The organism is Streptomyces sp. CLCI03, from assembly GCF_053615355.1.
On the sequence record NZ_CM132132.1, the window covers coordinates 5,226,787 to 5,243,639 of the forward strand.

The following is a 16,853-nucleotide window of genomic DNA, read 5'->3' on the forward strand; positions in this document are numbered from 1 at the left end:
AGCAAGGCATGAAGACCGTCAACCACTGGATCGGTGGCAAGACCGTCGAGGGCGCGTCGGGCAACTACGGCCCGGTCACCGACCCGGCCACCGGCGAGGTCACCACCCAGGTGGCGCTCGCCTCGGCCGACGAGGTCGACGCGGCCGTACAGGTCGCCCGGGAGGCCTACCTCAGCTGGGGCCAGTCCTCGCTGGCCGCCCGCACCAAGGTGCTGTTCGCCTACCGCGCCCTGCTGGACGCCAACCGCGACGAGATCGCCGCCCTGATCACCGCCGAGCACGGCAAGGTCCACTCGGACGCGCTGGGCGAGGTCGCCCGAGGCCTGGAGATCGTCGAGCTGGCCTGCGGCATCACCACGCAGCTCAAGGGCGAGCTGTCCACGTCGGTCTCCAACCGGGTGGACGTCTCCTCGATCCGCCAGCCGCTGGGCGTCGTCGCCGGCATCACCCCGTTCAACTTCCCGGCGATGGTCCCGATGTGGATGTTCCCGCTGGCCGTGGCCTGCGGAAACACCTTCATCCTCAAGCCCAGCGAGAAGGACCCGTCGGCCGCCAACAAGCTCGCCGAGCTGGCCACCGAGGCCGGCCTCCCGGCGGGCGTGCTGAACGTGGTCCACGGCGACAAGGTGGCCGTCGACGCGCTGCTCGCCCACCCCGGCATCGCGGCCGTCTCCTTCGTCGGATCGACCCCGATCGCCCGCCACATCCACACCACCGCCTCGGCCAACGGCAAGCGCGTCCAGGCCCTGGGCGGCGCCAAGAACCACATGCTGGTGCTGCCGGACGCCGACCTGGACGCCGCCGCCGACGCGGCCGTGTCCGCTGCCTACGGTTCGGCCGGTGAGCGCTGCATGGCGATCTCCGCCGTGGTGGCCGTCGGCGCGATCGGCGACGAGCTCGTCGAGAAGATCCGCGAGCGCGCCGAGAAGATCAAGATCGGCCCCGGCAACGACCCGACCTCCGAGATGGGCCCGCTGATCACCGCGGCCCACCGCGACAAGGTCGCCTCGTACGTGAAGGGCGCGGCCGACCAGGGTGCCGAGGTCGTCCTCGACGGCACCGGCTACACGGTCGAGGGCAACGAGAACGGCTACTGGATCGGCCTGTCCCTGCTGGACCGCGTGAAGACCGACTCCGACGCCTACCGCGACGAGATCTTCGGCCCGGTCCTGTGCGTGCTGCGCGCCGAGACCTACGAGGAGGGCGTGGCCCTCATCAACGCCTCGCCGTTCGGCAACGGCACCGCGATCTTCACCCGCGACGGCGGCGCCGCCCGCCGCTTCCAGCTGGAGATCGAGGCCGGCATGGTCGGCGTCAACGTGCCGATCCCGGTGCCGGTGGGCTACCACTCCTTCGGTGGCTGGAAGGACTCGCTCTTCGGCGACCACCACATCTACGGCAACGACGGCATCCACTTCTACACCCGCGGCAAGGTCGTCACGACCCGCTGGCCGGACCCCTCCGAGGGCCACCTCGGCGTGGACCTGGGCTTCCCCCGCAACCACTGACCCGCCCCGCCCCCAGCAGCCCCCGGCCACCTTCCCCCGGCCGGGGGCTGCCGCCGTTCCCTCCCGTCTACGCTGACCCGTATGGCAGAACTCCCACATTTCAGCGTGCTGTTGACCCGGCTGGCGGAGCGCCGCGGGCTGGGCGTCGACGGCCTGGCCCGGCTGTCCGCGGTCCCGGACACCGAGCTTCGGGCCGTCTGCGACGGAGCGGCGCCCGAGCCGGCGCTGCTGCTCCGGCTCGCCCCCGCGCTCCAGCTGCACGCCGAGGACCTGTTCGTCATCGCCTCCGTGGCCCTGCCGCAGGAGATGACGCCCCTCGACCCGGACGCCGGGGGAGTGGCGGCCGTTCTCGCCCTGCACGCGATGGGCCTGCCGCGGCAGGAGCAGGAACGGTTGCGCCGGCTGGCGGCGGCACTGCCGCGGCAGGACCGCACCCGGCCGACCCCGGAACCACGCCCGTGGGAGCAGTATCCGCCGGGTCCCGGCGGACTGCTCATGCGCCTGCTCGCCAACCGGAACCTGGGATGGTCGGCCGGAGCGAAGGTGTTCCTGTCCCTGACCGGCCGGTACTGGTCCGCGGCCACGTACGGGCAGGTGGGCTGGGGCGAGGTGGAGCTGAGCCCCGAACTCCAGGCCGACTACGCGACCGTGCTCGGCATTCCCGCCGACGACCTCGCCGTACTGACCGGCACCGGCCTGCCCGACGGACACCGTCCGCCGCCGCGGGCCGCCGTCGAGGTGGCCGGCCTCGTCCGGGACGTCCGACGCCTGACCCAGGACCAGGTGCGGGAGCTGGCCGACACCGCGGAGCAGGGGCTGCGCGTGCCGTGACCGACCGGCGCCGTCAACCGCGGGCGTCCGTACCGGTCAGGGCGTCCGGGCCAGGTCCGGTACGGGGTGCGGCTGTTCGCCCGCCACCCGGCGACGGCGGCGCAGCACCCACACCGTGGCGCCCGCGCCCGCCAGGACCAGGAGCAGTCCGACGGCCGGCCAGGGCACGGCGACGAAGTCGGTCTCGGACACCGACACCAGGTCGGGGTGGGCGGCCGCGCCCGCCGTGACCTTCACGGTCACCCAGTCCGACTGGGGGGCGTCCGGCCACGGTTCGGACAGCTCGATCCGTTGGCCCGGCAGCAGGGTCAGCTTCAGCTCGCGGGCGGGCCTGTTCAGCACCGTCCGCCCGAACAACCCCTCCGCGGACACCGCCACCGTGGGCTCGACGACCACGTTGCCCCGGTTGACCAGCGCGTACGAGACCGTCGCGCGGGCGTTCTTGACCCACGGCAGCAGCGGCGCCGAGCGGCTGACCCGTACGTCCTCCACGCTCAGCCCCGCCGTGACCGGCCCCGGCACCCGGAAGTAGAGCCGGGCGCCGACCGAGCGCTTCACCCCGACCTGGACCTTGCCCTCCCGCTGCACGCCCTCCACGGAGGTGCCCAGGGCGACGATCCCGCCGACGTGGTCGCCGGGCGTCGCGTCCGCCGGGACCTTCACGGAGAACGGAATGTCCTTGCGCCTCTTGGCGGGCACGGTGACGGTGCTCGCGGTCTCCGGCGCCAGCGCGATCCAGGCGCCGACGTCCTTCGGTTTCGTCTCCACCGGCAGCAGCGCGAAGGCGCCGCCCGCCGGGGTGTTCACGGCGTCGGTGGCGAAGACCTGGAACGTCAACTCCTTGTCGGAGGAGTTCACGATCGTCACGCTGTCGCTCAGCGTGCTCCCGGCCGTGCCCTGATGGAAGAAGTACGCGCGGTCGGTCATCGCCGCGCCGGCCGCCGGCGTGGGGAACACTCCCCACGTGCCGTTGTCCGCGGCGCGCGCCGCGGTGGCCGGCAGCAGGCCCGCGCCGCCGAGCAGCAGGCCGAGGAGCAGACCGTACAGAAGGGTGCGGGTGCGACGACGGGTGCGGCTGCGGGTGGGCATGGGCGGTCTCCAGTGGGCGCGGAAAGGGGAAAGGGGTGGTGCGGCGCCGGAGCGCCGCACCACCCTGGGTCGAGCGGCCGTACGGGTCAGGCGATCGAGAAGGTCACGACCGTCTGGTAGGTGTCCGCGAACATGAAGGGCGGGAGCTGGATCATTCCGGCGCCGCCGACGGCGAACTCACCGCCGGTCAGCTCGTCCCCGCCGGCGGCCTGGGAGGCCACCTTCATCGGGACGTCGGAGATCGCGCCCGGGGTACCCGCGGTGCAGGTGCTCGGGCTGTCCGGGTTGGTCACGGTGCAGGACGGCTGGATGCCGATCTGCGCCTTAGCCATCGAGTGGCCGGTGGTCTGGTTCAGGAACGGCGTGCGCGTCGCCGTCACGTCCCAGCCGAGCGAGCCGCCGCGGAAGTCCTGGACGGTCGCGGCGTTGAAGACGCCGACCACCGACTGGGCCTTGCCGTTGATGGTGACCGCGCCGAAGCTGACGGCCGGCTGGCCGTCCTTCGGGCCCAGGCCCAGCGGACCGGGCAGGACCTCGACGTCGACCGGATTCTTCACACCGGCCTGCTCCTCCAGGAACACGAAGGCCTTGTACGGGGTGATCGAACCGTCGATCCTGATCGCGTCGGCCTTCTTGGTGACCGTGACGTTGCAGGTGGCCGCGCCGGACGCGTCCGCCGTGCCCGTACCGGTGTCACCGGTCGCGGTGCCCGCGAGCAGGGCGGAACAGGCGACCGGACCGGCCGGGAAGTTGGCGCCGGTCACGGTGACGGCGGTGCCCGCCGGGCCGCTGTTGGGCGTCAGCTTCGTGGTGACCGGGTCCTTGGGCAGGGCCTCGACCGCGACCGAGCCGAGCGAGGCGCTCGGACGCGGCGCCGGGGTACAGGTGGTGGTGAAGACCGAACCGGACAGGTCCGCGTCGGTCACCGCCAGGTCGAGGGCGACCTGGACCGTGGTGCCCTCGGTGCCGTCCGGGATCCTGATGGTTCCGGAGAACGCCTTGGGGTCGAGCGGCTGCCCGGCGATGACCGAGACGGTCTCCGGCGGGCTGGTGACCACCTGGGTGGTGGTCCCGACCTTGAGGGTGATCTTGGACGTGTTCACCGTGGTGACGGAGAACGAGGGGATCAGGGGGCTCGCACCCGGGTCGATCGTGATCGGGACGACGTCACCGGCCTTGGCGCCGTCGGGCAGGGTGACCGTGAAGTTCTGGTTGCCGGAGCCGTCCGGCTGCGGCGCCGGGGCGTCGCAGTTCTCGAAGACTGCCGTGGTCTTGGTCGCGGCCTGCGCGGATCCCGTCAGGGCCACCACGCCGCCCGTCAGGGCCAGAGACAGGGCTCCCGCCCCGGCCAGCACTCTTCGTCGAAGCGTTCTCGTACTCACTGGGTCGCGACTCCTTCGTCATGACGAACCCCTCCCCCCACCCGCTGTGTGGGGGAGGCCGAGCCGGTGCGGTGGCCGATATTGACGCGTCGCCGTGATGAGAAGTCAATGACTTGCTTTCGCCCGAAGCACACAGAAATTGATGGGCCATCAGGGAGAGTCTGATGGCCCGTCGAATACAGACCGGTCGGGGTGGGAGGGAAGGGGCGACTAGCGTCCGGTGGGGGTGTGGAGCAGCAGGTTCGGGGTGCCGGCCGGGAGCCCGGTGATGTGGTCGGACACGGCGCTGCGCAGCAGTTCCGCGGACACCTGCGCCGGGGTGCGCGCCGTACCGCGCGCCAGGACGAGCGCGGCGACCCCGGCCACGTGCGGGGCGGCCATCGAGGTGCCGGAGGCGCGGGCCGTGGCGGTGGTGGAGTCCTTCCAGGCCGAGGTGATGCGCACGCCGGGCGCCGAGAGGTCCACGCAGGGGCCGTGGTCGGAGAAGGGCGCCCGGCGGTCCTCGGCGTCGGTCGCCCCGACCGTGAGGGCCTGGGGGACGGCGGCAGGGGATCCGCCACAGGCGTTCTTGCCGTCGTTCCCGGCGGCCACGGTGAAGGTGATCCCCTTGGCCACGGCCCGGATCACCGCGGTGTCGAGCGCCCGGCTGCGGCTGCCGCCGATGCTCATGTTGGCCACGGCCGGGGTGGTCGGGGCCTTGGCGGCGTCCTTCACCACCCAGTCGACGCCCTTGAGGATCGCCGACAGGGGCGCGGAGCCACGGCAGTCGGCCACTTTCACCCCGACGAGGGAGACCCCCTTGGCCACCCCGTACGTCTCCCCGCCCACGGTCGCCGCGACATGCGTGCCGTGGCCGCTGCAGTCGCGGGAGCTGCCGAGGAACAGCGCGTTGTAGCCGGCCCGGGCGCGGCCGCCGAACTCCCGGTGGCCGGTGTTGATACCGGTGTCGAGGACGTAGACGGTGACGCCCTCGGCCCTGCCGGGGTACGTGTACGAGCCGTCGAGCGGGAGTTCGCGCTGGTCGATCCGGTCCAGCGACCAGGGCGCGGGGGTCTGCAGCCCGGTCGGGAGTTCGTCGGTGGTGTGGAACTCCGCGTCGGGCTCCACGGACGCCACCCGCGGGTCGGCGGCCAGGGCGGCGGCCCGGGCGGCCGTGGTGCGGACGGCGAAGCCGTTCAGGGCGGCCTCGTAGACGGGTCCGACCTCGTCGCCGGCGTCCACCGCCTCGGCGGCCAGGGCACGGGTCGGCGCGCGGGAGGTGGTGTCCTTGAGGACGACGACGTAGGGGGCGGTGGCGTCGGCGTCCGGAGCCGGAGGCGAACCCGTGACGGTGGCCGCGAGCAGGGCGGCGGCGGGGAGGAACACGGCGAATGCGGTCATGCGGCCGATGTTCGGCGAGCGGGGGCCCGGGCGCGCGGAGGGTGCGCCGAGTGGGCGCACGACACGCCGCGGCGCGGGTGGATCCGGGGGACCGGCCCGGCGTGGGCGGCCGACCGCTCCGTCAGGCCACGCGCCAGACCGTCATGTCCGCCATCAGGAAGCTCGGCAGGTTCTCCAACCACGGGGTCGACTTGATCGTGAGCACGAGCAGCGCGATGTCCCCCGACCGGTGCTTGACACAGAACTCGCTGCCGGCCGCCGCACTGTTCAGTGACTGGCTTCTCGTGCCCTTGCCGTCGAGGGCGGCCCGACAGGATTCGAGGGAGCCGTTCGGCTTGCCCGACAGCTGGACGATCACACTGGTGTCGCTCTGCAGTTCGCAGTCCACCCGGTCGCAGTCCAGTCGCAGGTCCCCGGAGCGGGTGGCGCGCTCGACCGGTTCCTTGATGCCCACCGAGTTGCTGTCGTCCAGGCGCAACCCGGGGTAGGGGAAGGCCTTCGGGGCAACGCTCGGGGTCGGGCTCGGGCTCGGGCTCGGGGTCGGGCCGGCCTGCGCCGCGGCTTCGGCGGACTTGCGGGTCGGGTCGGAGCTCGCCGAGCCGGCCGGACCCGCCGAGGTCCCCTTGTCCGTCGGGGACTTCGCGCGGTCGCGCAGGTTGTCCGCCGCCCGGTCGACGACCGACCAAGCGGCGCCCAGCAGCACGGCGACCGTCACGATCGACACGGCGGCGACCAGGGCGTTGCGCCGTCGGCGCCTGCGCCGCTGCTCCGGCCCTTCCGGAGCCGCCGGCTCCGGAGGCTGCCACACCTGGTGCATCGTGTGCCCGGCGAGCGGAGCCGGACCGGACGCGGGAAGCCGCATCGGTATCGGCATCGGCATCGGTATCGGCTCCTGCACGGGCTCCGGGACCGTCACCTGCGGTCCGGTCACCTCGCGCCAGAGCGCCGGGCCGCCGTCCGCGTCGGCGTCCTCGCCCAGTTCCTTCCTGCACCACGCCACGATCTCCGCGGGGGTGGCCCGCTCCTGCGGATCGGTGGCCAGGCACCGGGCGAGCAGCGGACGAAGCTCCTGCGGGACCCGGGACAGGTCGGGCTCGGAGTGCACGATCCGGTACAGCACGGTGGCGGAGGGGCCGGTGCCGTACAGCGGCTCGCCCAGCGCGGCGAACGCCGCGGTCTGGCCCAGCGCGAACACGTCGGCGGCCGCGGTGACCTCACCCGCCGACGCCTGCTCGGGGGCCATGTACTGGGGCGTTCCGATGGTGGCGCCCGTGGCGGTGTGCGCGGTGGTGTCGGACGCCAGCGAGATCCCGAAGTCGATGACGCGGGGCCCGTCGGCGGCCAGGAGCACGTTCGACGGCTTCAGGTCGCGGTGCACGATGCCCGCACCATGGATGGCCTGCAGCGCCTCGGCCACACCCGCCATCAGCCACAGCACGGCGGGCACGGGCAGCGGCCCGCGCCGGGTCACGGCCTGCGAGAGCGAGGGCCCGGGTACGTAGAGGGTGGCCAGCCAAGGCGTCGCAGCGTCCGCGTCGGCGTCGATCAACTCGGCGGTGTACGCGCCCCGGACCCGTCGGGCGGCCTCCACCTCGCGGCGGAACCGCCGTCGGAACGCCGGGTCCTCGGCCAGTTCCGGGCGTACGACCTTGATCGCCACCGGGCGGCCGCCCTGGGTGTGGGACAGGTAGACCCGGCCCATGCCGCCCGCACCGAGCCGGGCCGCGATGCGATATCCGGCCACGGTGGACGGATCGTCCGCCCGCAGCGGCTCGAACACCTCGGTCGCGCTGTTCATCTGCCCTCCCCCGATCCCCCGGTCGACCGACGGGGCGACCAGCGAACACCCTAAGCGCCGGGCGGAGGACGGAGGTTGCCGGGGAGGCGGTGCGCGGGGCGTTGCGCGGGCGCGCGCGTGGTGCGTCGCGGGCCCGGCCTGATCCGAAAGACCGGCCCTAGGGGGCGAGGGGCCAGCCGCGCATCGAGAAGACTCCCTCGTCGCGGGCGCCGGCGGCATCGTAGGTGGCCAGAGCGGCCTCGTTGTCGGTGTCGACCCCCACCCACATCCCGTAGCAGCCACGGGCCTTGGCCTCCTCGGCGAGGGCCAGGGTCAGGTCGCGGCCGATGCCGCGGCGACGGTACCCCTCGTCCACGGACAGCTCGTACAGGCACATCTCGGTGCCCTTGTCGGGGTGGCTCATCTCGATGCCGGAGACCATCCCGGCGGGCACGCCGTCGACGTAGGCGATGAGCATCAGATGTCCCGGGGCGGCGAGGAAGCGCTCGGACCACTCCGTGCGGGCGGGCCCGTCGAAGAGGGACTCGGCTGCTTCGAGCTCGGCAGGGGTGAGGGCCCGGCGGATGTCCATGGCCGTCACGATAGTGCGCACATGACGGATGGTCAGCCGATGTACGGGCACGGCGTGGCGGCCTCGGCACCCGCCCGCGTCCGGGCAGCCCTTAGCCTGTTGCGGCTGTCGAGGACTTGAGGGGGAGCATCGTGAGGAACGCCGTGGTCACGCCCGAGGGCGACCGGATCCGCTGGGTCGAGCTGGCGGGGGAGGAGCCGGCCCGGGTGTACGTGCACGGGCTCGGCTCCACCTCACCCGCCTACTTCGCGGCGAGCGCCACCCATCCGCTGCTGGCGGGGCGGCGTTCGCTGCTGGTCGATCTGCTGGGCCACGGGCACAGCGACCGGCCCGAGGAGTTCGACTACACCCTCGAAGGGCACGCCGACGCGCTGGCGGCCGCCCTCACCGAGGCCGGGGTGGAGGCGGCCGAACTGATCGCCCACAGCATGGGCGGAGCCGTGGCCATCGTGCTCGCGCACCGGCACCCCCACCTGGTGTCCCGGCTGGTGCTCGTCGACGCCAACCTGGATCCGCAGCGGACCGTTCCCGTCATGCCGGGCAGCAGCGGGATCGCCTCCTACACCGAGGAGGAGTTCCTGGCCGGTGGCTGGGCCGAGGTCCGGGACCGGGTCGGCGCGCACTGGTGGTCCACGATGCGGCTGACCGACCGAACGGCCCTGTACCGCACGGCCGTCCACCTGGCCGCGGGCACCAGGCCCACCATGCGTGAGCTGCTGCTGGAGTCGAGGATCCCGCGCACCTACCTGCTGCCCGAGGCGGACGGCCCGCTCCCGGGCACCGACGCCCTCGAAGCCTCGGGCGTGGCCGTGGTGTCCGTTCCCGACTGCGGGCACAACATCATGCTCGACAACCCGGAAGGCTTCGCCCGGGCCACCGCGGCGGCCCTGGCCCGCGACTGACGGGCCACCGCCGCGGCCCCGGCCCGCGACCGAGCGGTCCGGTCCGGGCCGGGCGTGCCGCGCGGGCGGGCGCGCCGGGCGGTCAGCCCTGGGTCCGGGGCGTGGAGGCGGCGCCGTCCTGGGGCCCCACGGAGCCCGGGGACGGGGTGCCGTCCGTCCAGGCGTAGACCTGCTTGCCGCGCACCGCGACCTGGTACTGGAGGGCACCCCGGCACTCGGCCCGCACGCCTTCCCGCAGGCTGCCCGGCCACCACCTGGCGTGCAGAGCCGGGGCGCCCATCTGCTTCGGCGGGCCCGTGTCGCACCGGGGGGCGTCCAGCGGGGTCGCGCCGAGGGTGAACCGGATCATCCGGGCCTCGCCGCTCGTGCGTATGCGTATCCGGACATCGGTGGCGTCCTTGGGTATCCAGGACGGCAGGGCGAACGGCGCCTTCTCGCGTGTGGGGGCGTCGGCGGCGCTCGCGAAGCGCTTGCCCGCCTCCTTGTACACCTTGCTGTCAATTTTGTCGGTCACGGGATTGGGCGGCAGGTTGGGCAGCGCGAAGGCGGCGGTGGCGATGACTCCCACGGTGGCTGCGGCGACGACGAGCGGGCGGCGGTTCATGCTTTCCAGTCTCGGTGGCCGGGCCCCCGTCGCGCGTCCCTCCTCAGGACGAACCGGGACTGCGCCGCAGGTCCCATACGGACTCATACCTGGGAGGGTGTCCGGTCCGCGTGCGTCGACGCGCAGTAACCGAGAGGCCTCCGGGGGAGTTGGCCGGAGGTGATCCGTCCGCCCCGGCACCGAGGAACCCCATGCGCCGTCGCCGCCTCCCCGCTCTCGTCCCGGCCCTCGCCACCGCCACCGCCACCGCGGTGCTCGCCCTCGCCCCGGCCGCCTGGTCGGCGCCGCAGGTCCCGGCCGACAAGCCGCAGGTGCTGAGCCGCTGGACGCAGACCAGCGCCGCCAGCTACCAGGAATGGGCCGAGGCCCGCGCGCACCGGGTGGCCTGGGCGGCGTACGGCTTCGACTGGTCGACGGACCACTGCACCTCGTCCCCCGACAACCCCCTCGGCTTCCCCTTCGCGGACGCCTGCGCGCGCCACGACTTCGGCTACCGCAACCACCGTGCTGCGGGGCTGTTCCCGGCCGCCAAGACCCGGCTGGACCTCGCGTTCCACGCGGACCTCAAGCGGGTCTGCGCACACTACTCGGGCTCCCGCAGGAGCTCCTGCGAGGGCACCGCGTGGACCTACTACCAGGCGGTCCGGCTTCTCGGCATCTCCTGATCGCCCGGGGAGCGCACGGCCGACGGCGCGCGCCGCCGACGGGAGCGGAGCGCCTCAGCAGCACAGTACCGGGACCTCCTGGACCAGGTTGTTGCCGAAACCGCCCCGGTTCCAAGGCTGTTCGATGGGCTGCGTGCCGCCCTCGGCGTCCGTGGCGCGGACGGTGAGCGTGTGCCGTCCCGGCACCGCCGCCCAGACACAGGACCAGGCCTGCCACGCCCACCGGTGCGGCCCCGGCGGCGCGACCTCGGCCCGGATCCACGTGCCGCCCCCGTCGGCGCTCACCTCCACCCGGTCGACGGCCCCGTGGCCGGACCAGGCCCGCCCCTCCAGCGGTACCGGGCCGGGGCGCACGACGCGGGTGCGGGACATGAAGTCGGGGAATCCCGGCGGGACCATCAGGGCGCGCGGCGCGATCCGGGTGACCGGCTCGCCGGGGCCGTCCGGATCGTCGGCGGCCGACCGGTAGCGGTAGGCCACGGCCTGCTGGAACCCGGTGAACGGCGCGTCCACGAGGGTGATCTCGCGCAGCCATTTGACGTGCGCCATGCCGTACCAGCCGGGGACGACCAGCCGCAGCGGACACCCGTGCTGCGGGGGCAGGGGCAGGCCGTTCATCGTGTGGGCGATCAGCACCTCGGGGTCGTCCCCGGCGGCGGCGGCCACGGGCAGGCTGCGCCGGTAGTCCTGCTCGACGCCGCGCTCGACCCCGTGGTCGGCGCCGGTGAACACGGCCTCGACGGCGTCCGGCCGCACCCCGGCCTCGGCGAGCACCAGACGCAGCGGTACGCCCGTCCAGTCGGCGGTCCCCACCGCCTCGACCAGCCACGGCTGGCTGACCGGCCGGGGTGTCAGGCGGGCCCGGCCGTTGCCCGCGCACTCCATCGTGACGCGGTGGGTGACCGTGGGGAACGCGTGCAGCGCGGCGAGGTCCAGGGCCAGCGGGGTACGCACCCGGCCGCCGACGGTGAGGGACCATCCGGCCGGGTCGGCGGCGGGGATGTCGTAGTGGACCAGGACGTAGTGCAGTCCCGGCGGTGTGACCTCGTAGCGCAGGGCCTCCAGCGGGAGTCCGTGGTTGCGGGCCGCGAGCGCCAACTCGTCCGGGCCGATGCCCTCGCCGGGCGACGCGATGCGGCCCGGGGTGCTGACGTCCCGCACCGACGGCTGCTCCATCTCCTCATGGTCGCGCGTGCCTGCGCCGCCGCGCCACCGCTGCCGGCGCGGTGCCGCCGAGGCGGGCGCCACTTCGCGGACACAGCTCAGGGCACCAGGTGGCGGGTGAACCAGTCACCGGCCAGGCGGGCCACCTCGTCCAGGGCTCCCGGCTCCTCGAAGAGGTGGGTGGCCCCCGGGACGATCTCCAGCCGGTTCTCGCAGCGCAGCTCGCGCTGGGCCCGGCGATTGAGGTCGAGCACCGTCGAGTCCCGGCCACCCACGATCAGCAGCGTGGGGGCCCGTACGACGGTGAGCCGCTCACCGGCCAGGTCCGGCCGGCCGCCGCGGGACACCACCGCCCCGATGTCGGCGCCCGCCTCCCCGGCCGCCCACAGCGCCGCCGCGGCCCCGGTGCTCGCCCCGAACCAGCCCGCCGGGAGGAACTCCCGCCGGCGCAGCCAGGCGGTGGCCTCGGCGAGGCGTCGGGCCAGGGTCTCGATGTCGAAGACGTTGGCCCGGTCGGCCTCCTCCTCGGGCGTGAGCAGGTCGAGGAGCAGGGTGGCGAGGCCCGCCCGGTTGAGGTCCGCCGCCACGGACCGGTTGCGGGGGCTGCGGCGACCGCTGCCGGAGCCGTGCGCGAACACCACGACCGCCCCGGCACCCTCCGGCAGGGCGAGGTCCCCGACCAGGACGGGGCCGCCGGTGTCCACCTCGACCTCGACGGCTCGGACGGGCGGGCGACCGGCGGGGTCGGCCGCCGCCCGCGCCAGCAGGAAGACGACCTCCTCGTCGGGGGTCTGGGAGAAGTCCTGGTACCACTCGCCGACGGCGCGGAAGGCATGCGGCGTGGCGAGGCACACCACCTCGTCGGCCGTGGAGCCCAGCCGGGCGACGGCGTCCGGCGGGGCCACCGGAACGGCCAGCACCACCCGTGCCGCGCCCTGCGCCCGTACGACCTCGCACGCGGCGGCGGCCGTGGCGCCCGTCGCGATCCCGTCGTCCACGACGATCACGGTCCGGCCGTCCAGGGGCACGCGCGGCCGGTCCCCGCGGAACCGCGCGGCCTGTCGGGCGAGCTCCGCCGCCTCGGCGTGTTCCACCGCCTCGATGTCCGGCGGGCCCAGCCGGCTGCCGCGGACGATGTCCTCGCTGACGACGCGTACGCCGCCTTCGCCGATGGCGCCGAAGCCCAGCTCACGATGGTGGGGGACGCCGAGCTTGCGCACGACGACGACGTCGAGGGGGGCGCCGAGCGCGCGTGCCACCCGGTAGGCGACCGGGACTCCGCCGCGGGGCAGGCCCAGGACGACGGGGTCCTCCCCCTTCAGGTGTCGGAGCGCTTCGGCGAGCCGCTCGCCGGCTTCCGCGCGATGGGTGAACAGCACGATGGCTCACCCCCAACCAGGGGAGACGGAAACCACGTACCCATCTCCTTCGACGCAACCGCATCCCCGGCCGTCCCGCAAGTCGGTCGGCCGGCCCTCCGGGCCGCCGGCCCCGGCGGACGCGTTCCGTTCCGGAGCCGGCGCGGTGAACTGGTCGGAATTCGCCGTCCAGTTCGCTGTTCTCCGGGGGCTCCCGTCGCTTCACCAAGAGATGTTTCTGCAACCCGCCGAACCCGCTTCACCCGCACGAAAGCCCTCCGCTGAGGGAGGGCTTCGGGTGGTGCGGAAAGAGTGCCCCCGGCAGGACTCGAACCTGCGGCCAAGTGCTTAGAAGGGACTGCCGTCGTTTCCTCTTCATAGGGTTCTGAAGTGCAGCTACGTTCGCAGATGTTGCCGTTCCCCACCTCTCGCACCACGTATCCACCGGAGCGATGCCTTCCGCCTTGCTGGAGCCAGCCCGCGCCGCATACATGACCTGCTTTGGTTGCTCACCCAACCCCGCGCCAAGCCCGGACCGGGTCGGCTGGCTAGCCACAGAAGCCACCCACTAAATGTGTCGATCTTCCTGCGTACGGTGCCGTCAACGGTCGCCGTCAGCCGTCGCATGCCCCCCCAGGGTCGCGCGCGCCAGCACGCGCGGCTCCTGAAAGCCCCGGGTGCCTCACGCGACAGCAGGTCAGGGCTCTGCCCCAAGCGGTACATGAGCAGGCTGCAGGCGCCCGTCCACGAGGACAGGAGTAGGGGCTAGACATTGCGGTGGATGACGTCCTGCAGACGCGGGCGATACAGGTGCGGGTCACACGATCAGCTAGATGCCCACCATCGTGCGGGTGGATCAGCTGTCCGCCCAGGACTAGGCCGAAGGTGTTGACGCCATCCGAATGCACCCCAGGTGGCCAACAGGAGATGTCGCGCTAGAAAATGCAGGTCAGAAGCCTGGTGACTTGACGTGGGCATGGCGGATTGTCCGGATTCCGCGTGCCGCCGAACCGTTGACCGGCTAGGCTCCCGGCATCATACTTTCCCGTAACCTTCCCAATGAGAGGCTTCTGTGACTCCGTCGCCGCTGGTCCTGCCGAAACCATCCACGACACAGCTGGAGAAGGCGCCCCTCCAGCTGGTGGTCTGCCAGGTGCGTCACGATCGAGTTGCTGGGCCGCAGCACGGTGATCAAGTGCTGGAGATTCGCGATGCTCTGACTGCTTCCATGGGGGAAGAGCTTGGGCTGGAAGAAATCACCCAGCATGAAATCGGATTCCAGTTCGGCCCTGCAGGAGTTGCGCAACTGCCGGACAATGGCCGTATGAGTGGTTGGCGGTTGCGGTCGAGGGACGGCAAGTGGGTGGTAGCCATCTTTCCGGACTTCTTCGCATTGGAAAGCACGGGATACACCTCATGGACCGACTTTCGCACGCGCCTGAAGGACCTCTGCGGCGCCATCGAAAAAGTTTTCAAGCCAACCGTCGAGCAACGCCTCGGCCTTCGGTACGTAGACGACATGCGTCGTGCTGATGTGAGTTCGGCTGGAGACTGGGCCGGATACATTGAGGACACTCTCCTCGGTCCAGTTTTGCATCCAAAATTTGGTGGCTCCTTGTCTGGGGTCCAGCAAGTATTGGAAATGGTGGCGCCCGAGGGCATGCAGGTGCTACTCAGGCATGGCACGCAATTCGAGGAGTCGTCTAACACCTGGCCCTATGTGTTGGACACGGATTGTTCACGGGCGGCGAGCCGGAGGTTCAAGGCTGATCAAATCATCGAAGGGGCTGGCTCATTGCATGAGCTGGCACTACAGGTATTTCAAGCCTCTGTCACACCTGAGATGCTTGAGAGTTTGCAAAGGAAGGAATAGGCGTGAACGCTTTGACGCTGGACGCCTTTTATCCTGATCAGACTCCTATCCTGACAGCGAGCGGCGCCCATTCGGAATCCCCGTTCGGCTTTATTGATTCACTCAAGCGTGCGGCGAGGCCGATCCTAATCCTCGGCGCTTTTGCTGTCACAGCGTCAATGCCGGCTACCCCCGCAGAAGTAATCTCGCGGGCTATTAGTACACGGTTTCCCGTGACGCGCACTGGGCTTGGTGACGAGATTGAACCGCTTCTCCCGTTTGTTTCAGATCGTGCGTCTGTGCGCCTGGCCAGCGAAGCATCTACCCACTCTGCTGCCGCCGACAAGAATAGACGAGCTGCAGAGCGGGCTCTGGTCGCGGTTGGAGAACTCAGCAGTTGGCTGAACCTTCCGGAAGAGAGGATCGCTGAGCTTGGCGGGTTCAGCCGTAGAAGCACAAGTAACTGGCGCGCTGGAGGCGGCGTATACCCGAAGACTGTGCGAGGACTGTTTGAGATCCACAGTGTCGTAAAGAGTGTAGTTAGCGGTATGGGGCTTGGCGCCGCCCTGCTCTGGCTGCAGCAGCCGAATGTCTCTGGCGAATGCTCTAGACTGGAAGAATTGGCGTCGGAGAAGGGTCGGCGCAGTATTTCAGCCGAGATTCAAACCCTGATCCTCTCTCCGGTTCCGGTGGTCGAGCGTGCCAGCTTTGAGCCTGAATCGAACGAGTATAGTCAGCCTGCCAAGCCTGTTCTGTTCAATGATCCGCCAAAGTCTCGGAGGCCCCGGCCGGCGTGAACGAGTTCTCGGGCGAAAACGCCCTCCGTGCAACTATTGACCAAGGGCTTCCGGTCACAAGAGACGACTGGCCAGCTGGTGTCCTGGATAAGCTGAAGGCTTTCACGCAGGGTTGCCTGATATCAGACCCGCCATTTTTCTACTACGCGGATCCTCGTTCCTCCATTTGGGCGCGCACCCGTGCGTACGTAGGAGGTGAGGGCCCCGAAGTGATTGAAGGCGCGGGCGCTAGCCTTCCGCGCTACGGGATTATTACCAGTCAAACTTGCGACATTGCGGAAGAAGATGCCCCTCGGCCGAGGCGGCCTTGGGTGCAGGTGAGCCCGGTGTATGACATCGGAACCCTTGTCGATAAAGGGCAAAGGTCTCAACTCGCTAAATTTCAGGGAGCCTCATACTTTCTCCACGTCCCGAAAATTGCTTCGGGTGATGAGTTCTGGGTGGCCGATCTCAGGATTGAATTCCCAGTGGAGAAGGGCTGGTTGGCGGATCAGTCTCCTCTGGATGGATTCGGCAGCGAAGAGATTCAACGAAAAGTTGGCGAAAGGCTAGCTGTTCAGAGGAGTCGGCCGGCGTTCGCTGGATCCTTCGTTACGGCAGTGCAGGGTCCGCTTGTGTCTTCTTTGCGTGAGCTGAAAAAGAAGAATCGCGACTTCCATGGAGAAATCCTAGATAAAGTGGTTGAAGTTAGGGTGGCTCTCGATAGCTACCTTGTGCCCAAAGAAGCACGTCTTGCCGTCCTGGTGAAGGAAAATCTATCGGTTGACGTGTGGGAATGGTGGATGGCTTGGTGGGATGAAACCGCAGAAGTTGCTGACGGCCTGCAGTTCACCCTTCACCCTCTTGTGCAACGGACGATCGACGAGATGTCTGTTCGTGAGTATATGGAAATGGTCGAGGTTCCTACGGATCGCGTGAGCCCGTCAGGCTGAGCACGTAGGGTTCGGCCGGT

At 70.8% G+C, this 16,853-nt stretch carries 15 protein-coding genes; 7 read left to right on the forward strand and 8 right to left on the reverse strand.

Features of this window, described 5'->3' with window-relative positions; all coding sequences use genetic code 11:
• Positions 1-8 precede the first annotated feature (8 nt).
• A complete protein-coding gene (locus ACWG52_RS24110) occupies positions 9-1,508 on the forward strand; it encodes a CoA-acylating methylmalonate-semialdehyde dehydrogenase (RefSeq protein WP_453125872.1) in 1,500 nt (499 codons plus the stop codon).
• A gap of 81 nt (positions 1,509-1,589) precedes the next feature.
• A complete protein-coding gene (locus tag ACWG52_RS24115) occupies positions 1,590-2,339 on the forward strand; it encodes a hypothetical protein (protein ID WP_453125874.1) in 750 nt (249 codons plus the stop codon).
• Positions 2,340-2,375: 36 nt separating this feature from the next.
• Here ACWG52_RS24115 and ACWG52_RS24120 read toward each other — a convergent pair whose 3' ends face one another.
• From ACWG52_RS24120 to ACWG52_RS24140, 5 genes are all read right to left on the reverse strand, one after another.
• The gene (locus tag ACWG52_RS24120; RefSeq protein ID WP_453125876.1) at positions 2,376-3,428 is read right to left on the reverse strand and encodes a WxL protein peptidoglycan domain-containing protein; all 1,053 of its coding nucleotides are present in this window, start codon (positions 3,426-3,428) and stop codon (positions 2,376-2,378) included.
• An 86-nt stretch (positions 3,429-3,514) separates the two neighbouring features.
• Entirely contained in the window at positions 3,515-4,810 is a 1,296-nt protein-coding gene (locus ACWG52_RS24125) for a hypothetical protein (RefSeq protein WP_389811539.1), read from the reverse strand.
• Between the two features lie 210 nt (positions 4,811-5,020).
• The gene (locus tag ACWG52_RS24130; RefSeq protein ID WP_453125878.1) at positions 5,021-6,190 is read right to left on the reverse strand and encodes a S8 family peptidase; all 1,170 of its coding nucleotides are present in this window, start codon (positions 6,188-6,190) and stop codon (positions 5,021-5,023) included.
• Between the two features lie 121 nt (positions 6,191-6,311).
• On the reverse strand, positions 6,312-7,988 hold the full coding sequence (locus tag ACWG52_RS24135) for a serine/threonine-protein kinase (RefSeq protein WP_389811544.1): 1,677 nt from the start codon (positions 7,986-7,988) through the stop codon (positions 6,312-6,314).
• A gap of 157 nt (positions 7,989-8,145) precedes the next feature.
• Positions 8,146-8,595, reverse strand: coding sequence for a GNAT family N-acetyltransferase (locus ACWG52_RS24140; RefSeq protein ID WP_371589811.1), 450 nt, complete (start codon positions 8,593-8,595; stop codon positions 8,146-8,148).
• 95 nt (positions 8,596-8,690) lie between these two features.
• Here ACWG52_RS24140 and ACWG52_RS24145 point away from each other — a divergent pair, with 95 nt between their 5' ends.
• The gene (locus tag ACWG52_RS24145; RefSeq protein WP_389811546.1) at positions 8,691-9,461 is read left to right on the forward strand and encodes an alpha/beta fold hydrolase; all 771 of its coding nucleotides are present in this window, start codon (positions 8,691-8,693) and stop codon (positions 9,459-9,461) included.
• A gap of 82 nt (positions 9,462-9,543) precedes the next feature.
• On the opposite strand, the gene ACWG52_RS24150 is transcribed toward ACWG52_RS24145, so the two are convergent.
• Positions 9,544-10,065: a hypothetical protein gene (locus ACWG52_RS24150; RefSeq protein WP_389811549.1), complete on the reverse strand. Its 522-nt coding sequence runs from the start codon at positions 10,063-10,065 to the stop codon at positions 9,544-9,546.
• A 191-nt stretch (positions 10,066-10,256) separates the two neighbouring features.
• Between ACWG52_RS24150 and ACWG52_RS24155 the strand changes: the two genes are divergently transcribed.
• Positions 10,257-10,730: a phospholipase gene (locus ACWG52_RS24155; RefSeq protein WP_389811552.1), complete on the forward strand. Its 474-nt coding sequence runs from the start codon at positions 10,257-10,259 to the stop codon at positions 10,728-10,730.
• Between the two features lie 54 nt (positions 10,731-10,784).
• On the opposite strand, the gene ACWG52_RS24160 is transcribed toward ACWG52_RS24155, so the two are convergent.
• Positions 10,785-11,906 (reverse strand): sulfite oxidase, encoded by a 1,122-nt coding sequence (locus tag ACWG52_RS24160; RefSeq protein WP_453125881.1) that lies wholly within the window; start codon positions 11,904-11,906, stop codon positions 10,785-10,787.
• An 86-nt stretch (positions 11,907-11,992) separates the two neighbouring features.
• Positions 11,993-13,273: a phosphoribosyltransferase family protein gene (locus ACWG52_RS24165; RefSeq protein ID WP_389811556.1), complete on the reverse strand. Its 1,281-nt coding sequence runs from the start codon at positions 13,271-13,273 to the stop codon at positions 11,993-11,995.
• A gap of 1,051 nt (positions 13,274-14,324) precedes the next feature.
• Between ACWG52_RS24165 and ACWG52_RS24170 the strand changes: the two genes are divergently transcribed.
• From ACWG52_RS24170 to ACWG52_RS24180, 3 genes are read left to right on the forward strand one after another with little or no spacing between them, the layout of a single operon-like run.
• Positions 14,325-15,125, forward strand: coding sequence for a TIGR04255 family protein (locus tag ACWG52_RS24170; protein ID WP_453125883.1), 801 nt, complete (start codon positions 14,325-14,327; stop codon positions 15,123-15,125).
• Positions 15,126-15,127: 2 nt separating this feature from the next.
• Entirely contained in the window at positions 15,128-15,901 is a 774-nt protein-coding gene (locus ACWG52_RS24175; RefSeq protein ID WP_453125884.1) for a hypothetical protein, read from the forward strand.
• Positions 15,898-16,833, forward strand: coding sequence for a hypothetical protein (locus tag ACWG52_RS24180; protein ID WP_453125886.1), 936 nt, complete (start codon positions 15,898-15,900; stop codon positions 16,831-16,833). The genes ACWG52_RS24175 and ACWG52_RS24180 overlap by 4 nt, the downstream gene beginning before the upstream one ends.
• Positions 16,834-16,853 lie beyond the last annotated feature (20 nt).